The sequence below is a fragment of the Pedobacter sp. N36a genome, assembly GCF_014472395.1.
Lineage (GTDB): Bacteria > Bacteroidota > Bacteroidia > Sphingobacteriales > Sphingobacteriaceae > Pedobacter.
The window spans coordinates 783,835-800,063 of record NZ_JACSZW010000001.1 but is presented as its reverse complement, the minus strand read 5'-3'; the positions used below and the strand labels follow the sequence as shown (position 1 = coordinate 800,063).

The 16,229-nt window shown below is 41.9% G+C and carries 11 protein-coding genes and 1 tRNA gene; 4 read left to right on the top strand and 8 right to left on the bottom strand.

Annotation, left to right across the window (positions count from 1 at the left end; all coding sequences use genetic code 11):
* Positions 1–44: 44 nt before the first annotated feature.
* On the bottom strand, positions 45–962 hold the full coding sequence (locus H9X96_RS03700; RefSeq protein ID WP_187664959.1) for a GlxA family transcriptional regulator: 918 nt from the start codon (positions 960–962) through the stop codon (positions 45–47).
* Between the two features lie 287 nt (positions 963–1,249).
* Here H9X96_RS03700 and H9X96_RS03695 point away from each other — a divergent pair, with 287 nt between their 5' ends.
* Complete coding sequence (locus H9X96_RS03695; protein WP_187664958.1) at positions 1,250–1,702, top strand: GNAT family N-acetyltransferase; 453 nt, start codon at positions 1,250–1,252, stop codon at positions 1,700–1,702.
* A 167-nt stretch (positions 1,703–1,869) separates the two neighbouring features.
* Here the strand turns inward: H9X96_RS03695 and H9X96_RS03690 are convergent.
* The 5 genes from H9X96_RS03690 to H9X96_RS03670 form a co-directional block, all read right to left on the bottom strand.
* A tRNA-Arg gene (locus tag H9X96_RS03690) sits at positions 1,870–1,943 on the bottom strand.
* Between the two features lie 88 nt (positions 1,944–2,031).
* Positions 2,032–3,012, bottom strand: coding sequence for a DUF1080 domain-containing protein (locus H9X96_RS03685; RefSeq protein WP_255430972.1), 981 nt, complete (start codon positions 3,010–3,012; stop codon positions 2,032–2,034).
* A gap of 106 nt (positions 3,013–3,118) precedes the next feature.
* Entirely contained in the window at positions 3,119–3,337 is a 219-nt protein-coding gene (locus H9X96_RS03680; protein ID WP_187664957.1) for a hypothetical protein, read from the bottom strand.
* A gap of 90 nt (positions 3,338–3,427) precedes the next feature.
* Entirely contained in the window at positions 3,428–4,738 is a 1,311-nt protein-coding gene (locus tag H9X96_RS03675; RefSeq protein ID WP_187664956.1) for a HAMP domain-containing sensor histidine kinase, read from the bottom strand.
* Between the two features lie 44 nt (positions 4,739–4,782).
* Complete coding sequence (locus tag H9X96_RS03670; protein ID WP_187664955.1) at positions 4,783–5,466, bottom strand: response regulator transcription factor; 684 nt, start codon at positions 5,464–5,466, stop codon at positions 4,783–4,785.
* Positions 5,467–5,822: 356 nt separating this feature from the next.
* Here H9X96_RS03670 and H9X96_RS03665 point away from each other — a divergent pair, with 356 nt between their 5' ends.
* From H9X96_RS03665 to H9X96_RS03655, 3 genes are read left to right on the top strand one after another with little or no spacing between them, the layout of a single operon-like run.
* On the top strand, positions 5,823–7,172 hold the full coding sequence (locus tag H9X96_RS03665) for a TolC family protein (RefSeq protein WP_187664954.1): 1,350 nt from the start codon (positions 5,823–5,825) through the stop codon (positions 7,170–7,172).
* An 8-nt stretch (positions 7,173–7,180) separates the two neighbouring features.
* Positions 7,181–8,296 carry an efflux RND transporter periplasmic adaptor subunit gene (locus H9X96_RS03660; protein WP_187664953.1) on the top strand — a complete coding sequence of 372 codons (1,116 nt, stop codon included), beginning with the start codon at positions 7,181–7,183 and terminating at the stop codon, positions 8,294–8,296.
* A 15-nt stretch (positions 8,297–8,311) separates the two neighbouring features.
* Complete coding sequence (locus H9X96_RS03655; RefSeq protein ID WP_187664952.1) at positions 8,312–11,491, top strand: efflux RND transporter permease subunit; 3,180 nt, start codon at positions 8,312–8,314, stop codon at positions 11,489–11,491.
* 127 nt (positions 11,492–11,618) lie between these two features.
* On the opposite strand, the gene H9X96_RS03650 is transcribed toward H9X96_RS03655, so the two are convergent.
* On the bottom strand, positions 11,619–13,001 hold the full coding sequence (locus H9X96_RS03650; protein WP_255430971.1) for an efflux transporter outer membrane subunit: 1,383 nt from the start codon (positions 12,999–13,001) through the stop codon (positions 11,619–11,621).
* A 32-nt stretch (positions 13,002–13,033) separates the two neighbouring features.
* Positions 13,034–16,222 (bottom strand): efflux RND transporter permease subunit, encoded by a 3,189-nt coding sequence (locus H9X96_RS03645; RefSeq protein ID WP_187664950.1) that lies wholly within the window; start codon positions 16,220–16,222, stop codon positions 13,034–13,036.
* Between the last annotated feature and the right edge of the window lie 7 nt (positions 16,223–16,229).

Sequence of the window (16,229 nt, the reverse complement as noted above, 5' to 3'; positions counted from 1 at the left end):
ACAGTCATCATCACAATCCGGCCATTTGACCTGAGATTAATGTTTTAATCATTTGCCTCTTTGACAAATTTTCGCAATTGAGCAGTGCTGCTATAGCCACATTCTTTTGCAATCCAGGCTATCTTGTGTTTGGTCTTTAGCAGATGCTTCGCTTTTTCCTGTCTTAACAATTGGATATATTGCCCTATAGTGGTTCCTGTGGCAGATTTAAATAAGCGTGTCAGGTTTCGCGGGCTTACAAAAATTAAATCCGCCAGTTCTCCTATGGTTATTTTATGTTGTAAATGCTTGGTGATATAATCTTGTACCTGATGTATGTAATGGTTAATGTGCTGTCTGTTTTGCAGATAGATGCTGCTTTGAGCTTCCGCTCCGTCTCTGCGTATGTAAACTACCATGTCTTGTGCGACTAGGCAGGAGAAAGCTGCCCCATGCTGCTGTTCAACAAGGTAGAGTGCTAGATCAATGCCTGTGGCAATTCCTGCACTTGTAAAAATCCGGCCACTTTGCACGAATAGCCTATTCTCTATGACTTTAAGTAGTGGATATTTCTGCTGTAAAACCGTAGTCCATGCCCAGTGTGTAGTGCAATTCTGACCGTTTAAGAGCCCTGCAGCTGCAAGGGCAAAGGCTGCGGTACAAACTGAAGATATCATCGCACCACTTTGAGCGGCAGATTGCAGCCAGGGTATCCAGAGCTGGTCATCTGCTCTGTTCCATTTTTCAATCTCCATTCCAGCTACAATCACAATATCATCCTGATTAACGGTTACGGAACTGAGTGGTGCCACATTTGTAAATCCAAGACCGGATGAGGTTCCAGGATTTTGATATGGAGAAACGTAATGCATATCGTATGGTTTTCCACAGCATCCGGATTCATAGAAAACGGTTACAGTGCCTGCCAGATCCAAAAGATGAACGCTGTCAAATAAGAAAAATATAACACGATTGGAACTCATTTTTCAAAGGTAATAGTTAGGAGGTCAAATTTTGAGATGTCTTGTCAGTGTAAATCAAGCAATGTTCGTTTTTTCGCCAGCAGGTTCATTTTGTAATGCGATTAAATCATTAATACATGAGAAATTAGCATTTTATTGCATTATTTTGCATCCAAACTTTGATGCCTGACCGAAGGTTGTTTTAATTTACGGCTAATTATGGATGCCGGTCTTTCCTAAGGGATTGTCGTAACTTTCATTGGCCAGCAATTACGCTTTAGATTTGTAACACATAAAGTAATTTATAAATGGAATACCAAACAGTTGTAAAGAAATTCAAGGATTTGACCCCTGATGAACTTTATCAAATTTTAAGACTTCGGAACGAAGTTTTTGTTGTCGAACAAAAATGCAGCTACCAGGATACTGATAATAAAGATCAGCATTGTGACCACCTGATGCTTTTAAAAGATGGAATTTTGGTGGCCTATGCCAGATTAGTTCCCGCTGGACTCTCTTTTTCTGAGGTATCGATCGGTAGAGTTGTGACCAGTTCTAAGGTGCGGGGCACCGGGGCAGGTAAGGTCTTAATGAAACTGGCTATTGAAAAATGTCATGAACTGTTTGGCAAGGTGGCCATTCGTATCGGCGCGCAAACCTATGCGAAAGATTTTTATGCCGCACTTGGCTTTAAGGAAACAGATATAGCCTATTTTGAGGACGATATACCTCATATGGAGATGATTATGGATCCAAGTTAATGCAATCGGGTTCAGTGTCAGAAGAGCAAAAATATACTTATCAATAAAGGAATGACTGAAAATACACTTGGTGTGGCAGGCAGTATATTGAAATGCAGCGTTGTTTTTAAACAAAAAAAGACGACGTCTGGAGCAACGTCGCCTTAATTTAAGAGATAAATCTCTCGTACACCCAATAGGATTCGAACCTATGACCTACGGTTTAGAAAACCGTTGCTCTATCCAGCTGAGCTATGGATGCATATCCAAATTTTGGAGTCGCAAAGGTATAAGTAAAAACGGACATCTACAAGAGTTCTCAGAAACAATTAATTCAAGGAAAACCAGGCTTATTTGCGCCTGGTTTTTACTTTTAAGGCCGATAAATCTTTCAGTTCTACTTTTCGGAAGTCAATAGGCTGTCCTTCACTCTGTAAAGCGATGTAACCGCTGCTCAATAACTTACCGTCTATTTTGATTTTAGGGTCATAATTGTTGGCTGTACCGCCGCCGATTTGTGGTTTCGAGTATTGCAAAACAGTATCCCCGTTGATGATATGTGTGATCAGGGAATCTCCCAAAACGATCAGTTCTGCACGAACCCACTGGTCGCCATGATAAGTTTTTGAAGTAGAATTGAGACAGTGGGATGAAGCAATTTTGCCTTGATAAACCACGTTTGTTCCCGGTGAGCACATATTTCCTGTAGGCCTGGGTTTCCCATCACCCAATCCTCCTAAAAACTGCATTTCTACAGAAATTGGCCAATCCTGTTCTTTAGGCATGGTTCTCGGATCCTGGGAATGGAACATGACCCCGCTGTTTCTTAAAGTATAATCCGGTGCGCCTTTCTGGAGCTCCCCTACAAAACGGTACTCTACCACTAAGTGGTAATAGGAGTAAGGTACTTTATAATATAAATGGCCAAACTGGTCATTAAAATCTCCATATTGATCATATCTTACTTTAACCATACCATCTTCTACGCGGAAGGTATTGCCATAATTTTCGCCAACTTCATGATGAGCAATCTTTACAAACCAATCGTCGATGTTCTTTTTGTTAAAAAGAGAGATCCAGCCTTTTTTATCAGCAACCGGTGTTTTAGTGTTTTTAGCAAGATGGTTTGAAATGGTCTGGCTTGCACGCTCAGGATTTGAAATTTGCTCGTTTACTGCTGGTTGTAGGATTAAGGTATCTGAAATTTGCTGATTTGTTTTTGAGGATGCAGCATGCTGTTTTCGCGGCGGGTCTGCAACAGGTTTCTCTACATTATTAAAGCTCAGAAAAAGCCCAGCGCAGGCGAGAGGAACAAGGAAGAATTTTGTCATAATTTGGTTCAGGTTTGTGTGTGGTTGAAGCCAAAATACAAAAAAAAGAGGATATCCAGTTCTGGATATCCCCTTAGGCTATAGTTCTTAACGAGGTGGTTAAGACTTATTTTTGTTTTGCTACAGGTTTAACAGCTGCTTTAGTCATAGGAGCTGCAGTAGTTTTAGCTGCAGTTACTGCTGCAGTTTTAGATACTTCAGTTTTAGTTGCTACTGCTTTAGCGTGTGCTTTGTGAGCTACTGGTTTTGCAGTTGCAGCAGGAGTTTGTGCGAATGCGCCGAAAGTTGTTGCAACTAATGCAAGCGCTAAAATTGTTCTTTTCATGTTTTTAATTGTTTTATGTGATTTGTTAGATCAAAGTTGCTCATCAAACATGAAGATTTTATGAAGATTGATGGGTTCTAATTATTTTGTTTAAAAGATTAAAATTACTCGGGTTCCTTTACCGATTTCTGACTCAATTTCGAGATCCAGTTCATGGAAAATAGCAATACTTTTCACGATAGAAAGGCCCAGGCCATAGCTGTCTTCTTTTTCCGATTGAAACTTTTCAAAGCGATGAAACGCATGTGAAACCTGGTTTACAGCCATTCCCTGGCCGGTATCTTCAATCACTAGCGCATATTTACCATCTTTAACAGTATCATAAATATGAACATTGCCGGAAGGAAGGTTGTATTTGATGGCATTGTTGACAATGTTCATTAACAAAGTATGAAATAAAGAACGGTTACCGTTGAAAACATAATCTTCAGATAAATTGATCGTAAAAGTCAGGTCCATCATGGCCAGGCGATATTCCAATTCGTCATAAACTTCATGAATCATTTCTTTCAGCACAATCGCATCTGGTTTTTTATATTGGTTGTTTTCTACTTTCGAGATGAGCAGGAGGCTATTGATAATTGATTTGAGGCGGTTGAGTGTTTTTAAGCAGGCAAAAATTTTATTCTCTCCTTCCACACTTAACTTTTCATCATTCAACACATTTTCCAATCTGGTATTTAATATAGAGATCGGGGTAAGGAGCTCATGAGAAACATTGGCAATGAATTCTTTCTCAGTCAGAAAAAGATCGGTGATCTTATTCATCAAGCTGCTGATACTTTGGTCCAGTATCCTGAAATCTTCCGTAGTCGTCTTTACCGGTTCATAATTGAAACTGATCGGATCATTTACCTTGTTGAGCTTCTGATCAATGATCTGATAAAATGGGGCCAGTAAGAATTTACTGAAAGCAAGATCGGTGAGGAGGGTCAGAATTACTGCTGCGAGTAAGATAAAGAAGGTAAAAACGGAAATGGTGTTTTCCAATTGCCCTACCGTCGACATGGTTTCTCCAAGTTCCAGCAGGTATCTTTTTCCACGGTATTCAAATTCCGCACTCAGGATTTCATATTCTTCCTGACTGCCTTCAATTTCCCGGGTCTCCCGACTAAAATATTGCTTTAGTTTTTCCTTGTGGTTGTTTTTTACCTCTTTCAGAATGATGTATTCCTCTTTGAGTAAGTTGTAATCCGTAAAAGTCTTTTGCTGTGTCAGCAAATCATTGATTGCAGTACTGGATAGGTGAGTCACCAGCTTATTCTTTTTCTGAATCAGTCGCTGGTGAATGTGGTTCACCGAAATCCTGTTGATAGAGACCAGAATGAAAATTCCCATCAGGGTGATAATGGCCACCTTCGTGAGCGTGTTATATAAAGCAAGTTTGAGCTGCAGTTTCATCTTTAACTAGGCTTTTCCGGCGGTTTAAAAGAATTCAAATGTAATTATAAGCTGGAATTTATGCGGTAACCTATACTTCTTACCGTTTCAAACCAGTCAATTGGCGCATGTGCAGAAAGCTTTTTCCTTAAATTTTTAACATGAACATCTACAAAATTCGAGTCGGAGTTGATTTCCAGAATATCACCCCATACATGTTCTGTCAGGTTGATTCTCGAAATTACTCTATTTTTATTCAATACTAGGTAATTAAAGATTTCAAACTCCTTTCCAGTCAGGTTGATCTTTTGACCTTCAAAACTGAGTTTATGGTTTTTAATGTCTAAGATAAAATGATGGATATTGACCTCATTCATTTCCAGTTTATGTTTCCTTCTGATGATGGCATGCATCCTGGCCAGTAATTCCGTCAGGGAAAAGGGCTTCGGCAGGTAATCATCTGCTCCGGATTCCAGGCCTTTCACTCGGTCTTCCACATCGCCCCTGGCAGTCAGAATGATTACTGCATCCTCCCGGTCTTTTAATTGTTTAAACTGATGCAGCAATTCAAAACCATCACCGTCAGGCAGTCCAAGATCCAGCAGAATAAAGTCGTAAGTGTTTACAAATATTTTTTCTGCTGCGGAGGATTTTTTCCAGGCATGCTCTATCGTATAACCTTCTTTGCCCAGAAATCTGGCCATTTCCAGTGCCAGGGTTTTTTCGTCTTCCACAATCAGAATATTCATAAGGCCAATATTACATAAAAAAACAATTAATATTTGGGATTTGATCGTTGTAAAAAACAACCAAATCTGACGCTGAATAAGCCTAGTTGTAATTTTTAAAATCATCAAACAATATTGATACATAGGTTGTTGTCAAATTATAAGCCTCCATAAAATCAGTAGGATTAATTCGCGTTTTATGACTAACACTACGATCATATCTCTCCAGCAGCTCAGTTCATCGGGTTAATTTCATCTTATCAAACGAACAATGCATATCGGTAGGCGGCGGCGATAAAAAAGGGGAACTGGTATTCATTTTTTTAAAATGGAACAACGAACTATGATGATTTTTAAATACTTCATTTCCCTACCTTATGAAACTACACAAACCGATCTTAACGTTTCTCCTGATCCTGCCGGTTACCTGGTGCTCGGTTGCTTTTGGACAAACGGAACAACACACCAAAGAACTTAGAAATGCCACACTTCCGGAGATCATTGCTTATGCACTGGTGAATAAACCTGGAGTGAAGCAATCGTTAATAGATGAAGAGATTGGGGAACGCGATATCAAATCGGCGCTTTCTGGCTGGTTTCCTCAGATTACTGGAAGTGCTAATTATAACAATAACCTGAAACAGCAGGTCCAGCAGCTGACAATGAATGGAGAAACTTCCTTGCTGACGTTTGGTTCGAAAAATACCTCTGCATTTACTTTGCAAGCCGATCAGAAATTTCTGGATGCAGGTTTAATTCAAGCTTCTAAAGCCTCAAAATACTACAGACAGCAGTACCTGCAAAATACGGAAAATACGAAGATCAATACTGTGGTTAGTGTAAGTAAAGCCTATTTTGATGTGCTCAGCAGCATAGAACAAATAAAGATCATCAATGAAAACAATGCAAGGTTAGAGAAACAACTCAAAGATTCAAAAGCGCAGTATGATTTTGGGCTGGTGGATAAAACTGATTATCAGCGCGCACAGATCAGTCTGAGTAATTCCAGAGCGGATAAAAAGCGGGCAGAGGAGCTGATCAAATATAAATATGCCTACCTTAAGGAACTGATTGGTTATCAAGGTGATAAAGAATTCAGTCTGAATTTTGACGCGGTAAAGATGGAAAATCAAATCCTCATCGATACCAATCAAAGAGAAACTTATGAGAATAGGGTGGAGTATCGCTTATTGCAGACGCAAAAGCAATTGCAGCACTTGAATACGAGTTATAATAAATGGTCTTTCCTACCCAATATCTCCGGATTTATCAATTACAACTGGAATTACCTGAATAACAATTTTGGCAACCTCTATGATAAGAATTATCCGAGTTCATTGTTTGGGCTAAAGTTGAACCTACCCATCTTCCAGGGCACAAAAAGAATTCAGGAGCTGAGGAAGTCGCAATTACAGGAGCAAAGGATAGACCTCGACCTGGTCAATACTAAAAATCAAATCAAGACCCAATATGAGCAGGCCATGGCCACTTATAAGGCCAATTTGAACGATTGGAAAACAGCGGGTGCAAATGTGGAAATTTCGCGGCAGGTTTACCAAACCATCAAATTGCAATACGATGAGGGCATAAAAGCCTATTTGGATCTGATGACTTCGGAAACAGACCTGCGTACCGCACAACTCAATTATTTAAATTCTTTGTATAGTCTGCTTTCCTCCAGACTGGACGTAGAACAAGCATTAGGCACAATTACCGTTAACCAATAAGTACTCAAATGAAGACGATTAATCACGTAAAACTAGGCATTGTTATTTTGGGGTCCATTTCTTTAGCGTCATGCGGTAATGGAAATAAAGCTGCACAGCAGCAGGCAGGGCCACCTCCGGCAACTCCGGTATCTGTTTATAAGGTAGCTGCTCAGCCGGTAGCCACCGTGGATTCTTATCCAGGGGTGGTCGTGGCCTTGGATGAAGTAGAAATCCGAGCACAGGTAGGTGGTTTTGTAACGGCTATTTTTGTAAAGGATGGACAGAAGGTAACCAAGGGGCAGAAGCTCTATGAAATTGACCGCACAAAATACCTGGCCGCTTACAATTCTGCCAAAGCAAATGTGCAGATGGCACAGGCCAATCGTGATAAGGCTAAAAAAGATGCGGAGCGTTATAAAAACCTCGCCGCTCAGGATGCGATTGCAAAACAGCGCGTAGATTATGCGTTAACGGATCTGGCCAATGCAGAATCGCAGGTTGCTGCGGCAAAAGCAACGCTTTCTTCCGCAAATAATGACCTTCAAAATGCAGTGATTGTGTCTCCCTTAACCGGAACTATTGGTATTTCACAAGTGAAACCCGGCGCATTGGTAACGCCAGGGTCTACGCTTTTAAATACGGTTTCTACTGGAAATCCGATCGCGGTAGACATCACCGTAAATCAGGCAGATATTCCGAATTTTCAGAAATTGAAAAGCAATGCCGCTGCGGTGAAAGACTCTCTTTTTACCGTACAACTGCAAGATGGCAGTTTATATAAACGTCAGGGGAAGATCATCACAATAGACCGTGCCGTAGATCCGGCCACAGGAACGATCAAGGTCAGGATCAGTTATCCAAATGAGTCTGGAAAGCTGATTGCCGGGATGACGGTCAATATGAAAGTCCTGAACAAGTCTGAAGAGAACGAATTGGTGATCCCCTATAAATCAGTAACAGAGCAGTTGGGCTCGTTTAATGTGTATGTGGTGGCAGATAGCAATAAGGCAGAGCAGCGTATTGTTCAGCTGGGAAAACAATTTGATAAAAATGTAGTCGTGAAACAAGGATTGAAAGCAGGCGAATTGATTGTTTCAGATGGTGCACAAAATGTAAGGCCTGGTGCCGTGGTAAAATTTTAAAAGAATTTCAAGCTTATGATCTCAGAAGTATTTATCAGGCGCCCGGTCACGGCCATCGTCATCTCCATTTTAATTGTACTGATTGGAACTATTGTCATCACTACTTTGCCCATCAGTCAGTACCCAAGTATTGCGCCGCCAACGGTTACTGTTTCTGCAGCATATACCGGGGCTGATGCGCAGACGGTAGAGCAAACAGTGACCACTCCCATAGAAAGTCAGATCAATGGTACGCCGGGAATGAAGTATTTATCGTCCAACAGTACTTCCGATGGACGTTCTTCCATTACTGTTACCTTTGATGTAGGAACAAATATTGATATCGCCGCCCTGGATGTGCAAAACAGGGTAGGTATTGCAGAACCTTCCTTACCGGAGGCCGTCACCCGTTTAGGGGTGACCACCAAAAAAGCAAATAATGATATTTTGATGGTGGTTGGTTTGTATTCTCCAAACGGGACTTACGATGATAAATTTATTTCAAATTATATCAATTTATATGTGAAAGACGCATTATTGCGTGTGAAAGGGGTAGGAGATGTGCAGGCCTTTGGTCAGCCATTTAGTATGCGGATCTGGCTGGATGCAAATAAACTGGCCAATTATGGCTTAACACCGGCAGCCGTTTCTACTGCCGTTCAGGAGCAAAATACAAGGATTCCAGGAGGAAGTGTGGGGGCACCTCCACAAGCAAGCCATCAGACATTTGAGTTTTCTGTGATCCTGGATGGCGACCTGAATACGGTAGATCAGTTTAATAATATAGTGATCAAAGCCAGCCCGGATGGTTCTGTCGTTTTTCTGAAAGATGTGGCCAGAGTAGAATTGGGTGTCTTTAGTTATGCCAATAGCTCTAAAGTAAATGGAAAAGTAGCCTCCCTGATGATGATCAATCAGACTCCGGGGGGAAATGCGGTACAAACCGCTGATGGTATTCAAAAGGCCTTGGATCAATTGAAAAAGTCCTTTCCAAAAGACCTGGATTATACGGTTCCTTACGAAACAGTTACGGTGGTAAAAGTGTCGATCAGCGAGGTGGTGAGTACCTTAATTGAGGCCTTAGTGCTGGTAACTTTGGTGGTGTTCTTCTTCCTGCAAAGCTGGAGAGCAACCTTGATTCCCGTATTGGCTATTCCAGTTTCCATCATTGGAACGTTTATCTTTTTCACTTTCTTTGGTTTCTCTATCAATACCCTGACGATGTTTGGTTTTGTCCTCGCGATTGGTATTGTGGTGGATGATGCGATTGTGGTGGTTGAAGCCGTTCAGCATTATATGGACCATGATGGTTTATCTGCTCCCGATGCCACACGCAGGGCGATGAACGACATCACCGCTCCGGTAATTGCCATTGCACTGATTTTAGCTGCGGTATTTATTCCAGTAGGTTTTATTCCAGGAATGGTTGGTCAGCTGTATCAGCAGTTTGCCATAACGATTGCCGTTTCTGTATTGATTTCGGCCTTCATTGCACTTTCTCTTACGCCGGCATTGTGTTCTCTTTTGTTAGTTCCAATGAATCTAACAGCAGACTCCAAAGGGCTGAATAAGTTCTTCTATAAATTCAACAGTTGGTTTGCCAGAGTAACGCATAATTACGCTATGGGGGTTAAAAAAGCCTTAAAGTCCATTCCTCTGGTACTGATTATTTTACTTTGTATATACCTGGGGACGGGTGGTTTATTTGTTAAAAAACCAACAGGTTTTATTCCTTCTGAAGATGCCGGGATTTTCTTAATCGGGGCAAGTTTACCTGAAGGTTCTTCTGCAGTACGTACAGATGCATTTATTAAAAGAATTACAGATAGTATCCGTAAAAATAATCCTGAAGTAGACAACATTACTTCCATCAGCGGGATCAATATTCTGAACAGGTCCTTCAAATCGAATGCCGGTACTTTCTTTGTGCAGCTTAAAAATTGGGACCTTCGAAAAAGAGATGTGAATGCCATTATGGCCAGCGTGACGAAAAGTTTTGCCGGTGATAAGGATGGAAGTGTCCTGGTGGTCTCCCCTCCGGCGATTCCGGGACTGGGAATCAGTGGTGGTTTCAGTCTGCAGATTCAGGAGAAGCAGAGTGGGGACATCAAAGAGTTTGAAGCCAATGTGGGGAAATTCCTCGCAGCAGCTAATCAGCGACCTGAAATTGGAATGGCCTATACGCTGTTTAACTCCAGAACACCGAACTATAAAATACATGTAGATCGGGATCTGGCTAAAAAAATGGGGGTTTCCATTGCTGCGGTCTACAGTACCATTTCCACCTATCTGGGGAGCAGTTATATCAACGATTTCACGAAATATGGCAGGAACTTCCGCGTAGTGAGTCAGGCAGATACCAATTATAGGGCAAATATTGACAACCTGAAGCATCTCCGGGTAATGAATGCACAGGGTGTTTCCGTACCGCTGAGTTCTTTGGTGAGCTATAAGGTGATCGAAAATGCCTCTATTATCAATCATTACAACCTTTTCCGGTCGATTGAGATAGGTGGAGCTGCAAAACCAGGCAGCAGTTCCGGTGATGCGCTGAATGCTTTAAAAGAAGTGGCCGCGCAAACTTTACCAGCCAATTATGCTTACGATTTCTCTGGATTGAGTTTGGAGGAAACGGAAGCAGGAAACAGTACTACGCTGATCTTTTCACTGATTATCGTATTCGTGTTTCTTTTACTGGCCGCATTATATGAAAGCTGGTCCGTTCCTTTCTCTATTTTACTCTCTGTACCGCTGGGTTTATTTGGGGCGATTCTGGCCTTAAGCTTCCTGCCAAAATTAGACAACAACATTTATGCGCAGGTAGGATTGATTACCCTGATCGGTTTATCCGCTAAGAATGCGATTCTGATCGTGGAGTTTGCCAAGGAAAGGGTAGACTGGGGAATGGAGCTGATTGCGGCAACTATTGAGGCGGTAAGGTTAAGGCTCAGACCGATAATTATGACTTCGCTGGCCTTTGTTCTTGGGGTCATTCCTTTGATCATCTCGACCGGAGCAGGCTCAGTTTCCCGTCAGACCATTGGATGGACAGTAGCTGCGGGGATGTTGTCAGCCACGATATTGGCCTTATTTATTGTGCCGGTATTGTTTGTATTGATCACTAAACTTGCTTATGGTAAAAAGAAACTGGCCGAATTACAAGCCAACTATAAACCAGAAGACCATAAAGATACTTTACATGCCGAGGATGATTAATTCCTCATTTTTTACATACGGATCAGGATTTCCTATATTATAAAAAAGCCCTCAAAAAGTGTCTAACTTTTTGGGGGCTGTGTATTTTACTTCTTGGGGCGTTTTTACGATTATGCTTTAGCAGAAATTATTTCCAGCCTCCACCTAACGCTCTGTATAGATTGACTACAGATTGTAGTTTTTGTAACCTGTCATTTACACCACTCAGTTGTGCTGCAAGCAAACTTTGCTCTGAAGTCAATACATCTGTATAGTTTGTCGCAGAGCTATATCTCAATAATTCCTGAGTATAATCTACTGCTTTTTGTAAAGCAGCAATTTGTTTTGCACGCGCTTCTTCTTTTTCTACTGCTGTTTGGTAAGTGTATAAAGCATCCGATACTTCTCGGCCCGCTAGCAGTAATGTTTTCTGGAAGCTGTTTACTGCTTGCTCCTGAACGGATTTTGCAGTAGTTAACCTGGCTTTATTTAAGCCTTTATTGAAGATCGGCTGTGTTAATCCACCTAACAAATTATAAAATACCGACTTGTCGAAAAAGTCTTTAAGATCCAGACTTGACAAACCACCTGTCGCCGTAATGGTGAAGGAAGGGTAGAAATAAGTGCGGGCAAGGTTGGTGTTCTCAAATGCGCTTCTGAAAGCAAACTCTGCAGCTTGTACATCTGGTCTGTTTTCCAGCAATTGCGTAGGAACACCGATTTTTAAATCGCTGGTCGGATTCTGATTTTGTAATTTACCACGGTTAATAGGTCCTGGAGCTCTTGCCAATAGGATGTTTAACGCGTTTTCGGTCTCCCTGATGGTTCTCTTTAAATCTGGAATCGTTACTTCTGTTGCATATCTGCTCGCCTCACTTTGAACCACTGCCGCACCATTTACTACTGCACCTTCTTTCAAAGCTTTCATGGTTTCAACTCCATTAATCCTGCTTTTCAAAGTCTGCTGCGTAATTTCCAGCTGACTGTCTAATGCAAGTAAGGTATAGTAATTGGTAGCAATGTCAGCAATCAGCTGAGTTTGTACCGCTCTTTTTGCAGCATCCGTTTGGAAGTATGTCGCTAAGGCAGCTCTTTTCGCACTGCTCATTTTACCCCAGATATCGGCTTCCCAGCTGGTGCTCAGCTGCGCTTTGAAAGAGTTGGTCAGCGTATTGATATTGATACCCGGAGGAAAGTTTAATCCAGCTTCTGACTGCTTGTTCCTTGCCGCGTTCACATCAGCGGTCAGCGTAGGGAAAAAGGCCGCTTTACTTTGCTGTAAGGTTGCTTTGGACTGTACAATATTCTGAACCGCATTTTTCAGGTCCAGATTTTGATCCAGGCCTTCCTGGATCAATCCCGACAACTGCGGATCAGCAAACACTGTTTGCCATGGCGTATTCGCCATGGTGGTGCTGTCTGTTGACGTTTGCTCACGAAACAGTCCCATCGTTTTTAACTGCGGACTTTCGTAAGGTTTAGTCACCCTGCAAGAGGCAAAAACGGTAACCGCTAATGCAAGGGTGAACATCTGTTTTTTATAGGATAAAATCATTGTTTCTCTTAATTAATGGATGAATGCTGTGGCGCTTTTTTAGCTTTAGTCGGATCGATAGCGTCTTCGTCATCATCGTCGTAAGTCTTTAAGTGTAAAGGACCACTGATTTTTTCCTGTAACGTCTGGAAAATAATGAACAATACCGGGATCACAAATACCCCTAAAATTGTTCCGATCAACATACCACCTACAGCACCTGTACCAATAGATTTATTACCTACTGCACCGGCACCGGTAGAGAACATCAATGGAACCAATCCAAAAATGAAGGCAAATGAAGTCATTAGGATCGGTCTGAAACGCGCAACCGCACCTTGAATGGCCGATTGTACAATGTCCAGTCCCTGACGCCTTCTTTCCAGTGCAAACTCTACAATCAAAATACCGTTCTTGGCCAATAGACCAATCAGCATGATGAGGGAGATCTGCAGGTAAATATTACTGTTTAATTTGAAGATGATCGAGAATAAGTAAGCTCCTGCTAAACCGAATGGAATAGATAGAATTACGGCAAATGGAAGGATATAACTTTCATATTGCGCACTCAACAGGAAGTAAACAAAGATCAGACATAAGATAAAGATAAACACCGTCTGACTGCCAGAAGCTAATTCTTCACGGGTTAGACCAGAGAAGTCATAACCATAACCTGCCGGCAATGATTCTGCAGCCACTTCCTGAATCGCTTTAATCGCATCTCCAGAACTGTAACCTGCATTTGGGGCACCTGTAACCGCAATCGAGCTGAAAAGGTTGAACCTCGAAATTGACTCCGGACCGTATACTCTGGTCATGTTGATGAATTCCGTGATTGGCGCCATTTCGCCTTTGCTGTTTCTAACAAATACTTTGTTCAATCCTTCCGGATTTTTACGGTAATTGGCATCCGCCTGAATCATTACGCGGTATTGCTTACCAAACTGGTTAAAGTTGGAAGCATACAATCCACCGTAATATCCTTGTAAGGTATTCAGTACTGAGTTTACAGTAATTCCTGCTTCCTTACATTTTTCCAAGTTTACATCCAGCATGTACTGCGGGAAGTTCGGGTTGAATGAAGTGGTTGCATATTGAATTTCCGGGCGTTTAGACAAGTTGGCCAGGAAATCAGAGTTGACCTTGAACAATTCCTGAACGGTATGTCCGCCTTTATCCTGTACCTGGAACTCAAAACCACCACTTTGTCCGAATCCTTGAATCGTAGGAGGGGAGATGAAGAAGATGCTGGCGTCTCTGATGCCTGCGGTTTTTGCGAAAAGTTCGCCGATCACTTCCTGAATACCGCGGTCGCGGTCGCTCCAGGTTTTCAGTTTCAGAATGACCATACTGTAAGCACTACCCTGACCAGCAGTAAAGTTTTGCCCCACAATACGTAAGGTGTTTTTTACTTCCGGAATGGTATGTGCCAGACTATCTACTTGCTTCGCGATGATCGTGGAACGTTCCATAGATGCCGATGGCGGTAAACTGATATTGGCAAAAATGGTACCCTGATCTTCCGCAGGAACGAAAGCAGATGGTGTGGTTTTCATCATGAAAACTAAAGCTCCACTGAACAACACAATCGCTCCCAATACTATCCATTTCTTCACAGAAAGGAACTGAATAGATTTTTTGTATTTGTTGGTTACGTTATCAAATGAAACGTTGAAAGCGGTGTAAAAACGCTGGATAAAACTTTTGTGCTTATGGTCGTCTGCATGTGGTTTTAGTAACAAAGCACATAATGCCGGACTTAAGGTCAACGCGTTTACTGCGGATAAGATAATTGCTACCGCAAGTGTAATACCGAATTGCTTGTAGAATACCCCTGTAGAACCTGTGATAAAGGTTACTGGAATAAATACAGCCGCCATTACAAGGGTAATTGAGATAATCGCTCCTGAAATCTCACTCATGGCATCAATCGTCGCTTTTCTGGCGGATTTATAACCATGATCTAACTTGGCATGGACGGCCTCTACGACCACAATCGCATCATCCACTACAATACCTATGGCGAGGACTAGTGCAAATAAGGTCAGTAAGTTGATCGTAAAACCAAATAAGTTTAAGAAGAAGAAAGTACCTACGATTGCTACCGGTACTGCTATTGCAGGAATTAAGGTAGAACGGAAATCCTGTAGGAAAATAAATACTACGATAAATACCAGGATAAAGGCTTCAATAAGGGTATGTACTACTTTCTCAATTGAAGCATCCAGGTTTTCATTTACATCCACCAGGTAAACATAATTTACACCTTTAGGGAAGTCTTTTGAGGCTTCGTCGATGATCTTTTTGGACTGATTAATTACGTCTCTTGCATTGGATCCCGGAGTCTGGCTAATCGCCATACCCACAGATGGTTTACCGTTCGTGTTGATGTTAGAGCTATAACTTAAAGAACCTAGTTCTACTCTCGCCACATCTTTTAGTCGTAATAACTGACCGTTGCCAGCTGATTTCACAACGATGTTTTCAAACTCGGTTGCTTTGGTTAACCTTCCTTTGTATTTGATTACATATTGAAAAGCTTCGTCGCCGTTCTCTCCAAATTTACCTGGTGCGGCTTCGATATTCTGCTCAGCCAATGCTGCTGAAATATCCGCAGGAATCAAGCTGTATTGTGCCATCATATCTGGTTTTAACCAGATACGCATCGAGTAATCTTTAGAGCCAAAGATCGTAGCATTACCTACACCAGTTACCCTTTGAATGGCAGGAACCAGGTTGATTTTAGCGTAATTCTGTAAGAAAGTCTGGTCGTAAGCAGGATTATCACTGTAAAGGGAGAAAATCAATAGATTACTACTCTGACTCTTGGTTACTGTAACCCCGGCTTGCGTTACCTCCTGAGGCAGTAAGCTGGTGGCTCTGGACACCCTATTCTGCACGTTTACGGCAGCTAAATCGGGATCAGTTCCTACTTTAAAGAAAATGTTAATACTGGCAGAACCATCATTAGTTGCGGTAGAGGTCATGTAAGTCATGTTCTCTACCCCATTGATCTGCTCTTCCAGTGGAATGATGACACTTTTAAGTACCACGTCGGCATTGGCACCCGTATATGCGGCAGAAACCTGCACAGTAGGAGGGGCAATGTCGGGGTATTGTGAAATGGGTAGCGCGAGCAGCCCTAGTAGTCCCAGGATCACGATGATCACAGAGATCACTGTAGAGAGCACCGGGCGCTGTATGAATATTTTAAACATATATGGA

Excerpts from the sequence above, each read along its gene's own strand:
- H9X96_RS03685 (WP_255430972.1), bottom strand. The coding sequence starts at position 3,012 with ATGACAAAATTCTTCCTTGTTCCTCTCGCCTGCGCTGGGCTTTTTCTG.
- H9X96_RS03695 (WP_187664958.1), top strand. The coding sequence starts at position 1,250 with ATGGAATACCAAACAGTTGTAAAGAAATTCAAGGATTTGACCCCTGAT.
- H9X96_RS03700 (WP_187664959.1), bottom strand. The coding sequence starts at position 962 with ATGAGTTCCAATCGTGTTATATTTTTCTTATTTGACAGCGTTCATCTT.
- H9X96_RS03680 (WP_187664957.1), bottom strand. The coding sequence starts at position 3,337 with ATGAAAAGAACAATTTTAGCGCTTGCATTAGTTGCAACAACTTTCGGC.
- H9X96_RS03655 (WP_187664952.1), top strand. The coding sequence starts at position 8,312 with ATGATCTCAGAAGTATTTATCAGGCGCCCGGTCACGGCCATCGTCATC.
- H9X96_RS03665 (WP_187664954.1), top strand. The coding sequence starts at position 5,823 with ATGAAACTACACAAACCGATCTTAACGTTTCTCCTGATCCTGCCGGTT.
- H9X96_RS03645 (WP_187664950.1), bottom strand. The coding sequence starts at position 16,222 with ATGTTTAAAATATTCATACAGCGCCCGGTGCTCTCTACAGTGATCTCT.
- H9X96_RS03660 (WP_187664953.1), top strand. The coding sequence starts at position 7,181 with ATGAAGACGATTAATCACGTAAAACTAGGCATTGTTATTTTGGGGTCC.
- H9X96_RS03670 (WP_187664955.1), bottom strand. The coding sequence starts at position 5,466 with ATGAATATTCTGATTGTGGAAGACGAAAAAACCCTGGCACTGGAAATG.
- H9X96_RS03650 (WP_255430971.1), bottom strand. The coding sequence starts at position 13,001 with ATGTTCACCCTTGCATTAGCGGTTACCGTTTTTGCCTCTTGCAGGGTG.
- H9X96_RS03675 (WP_187664956.1), bottom strand. The coding sequence starts at position 4,738 with ATGAAACTGCAGCTCAAACTTGCTTTATATAACACGCTCACGAAGGTG.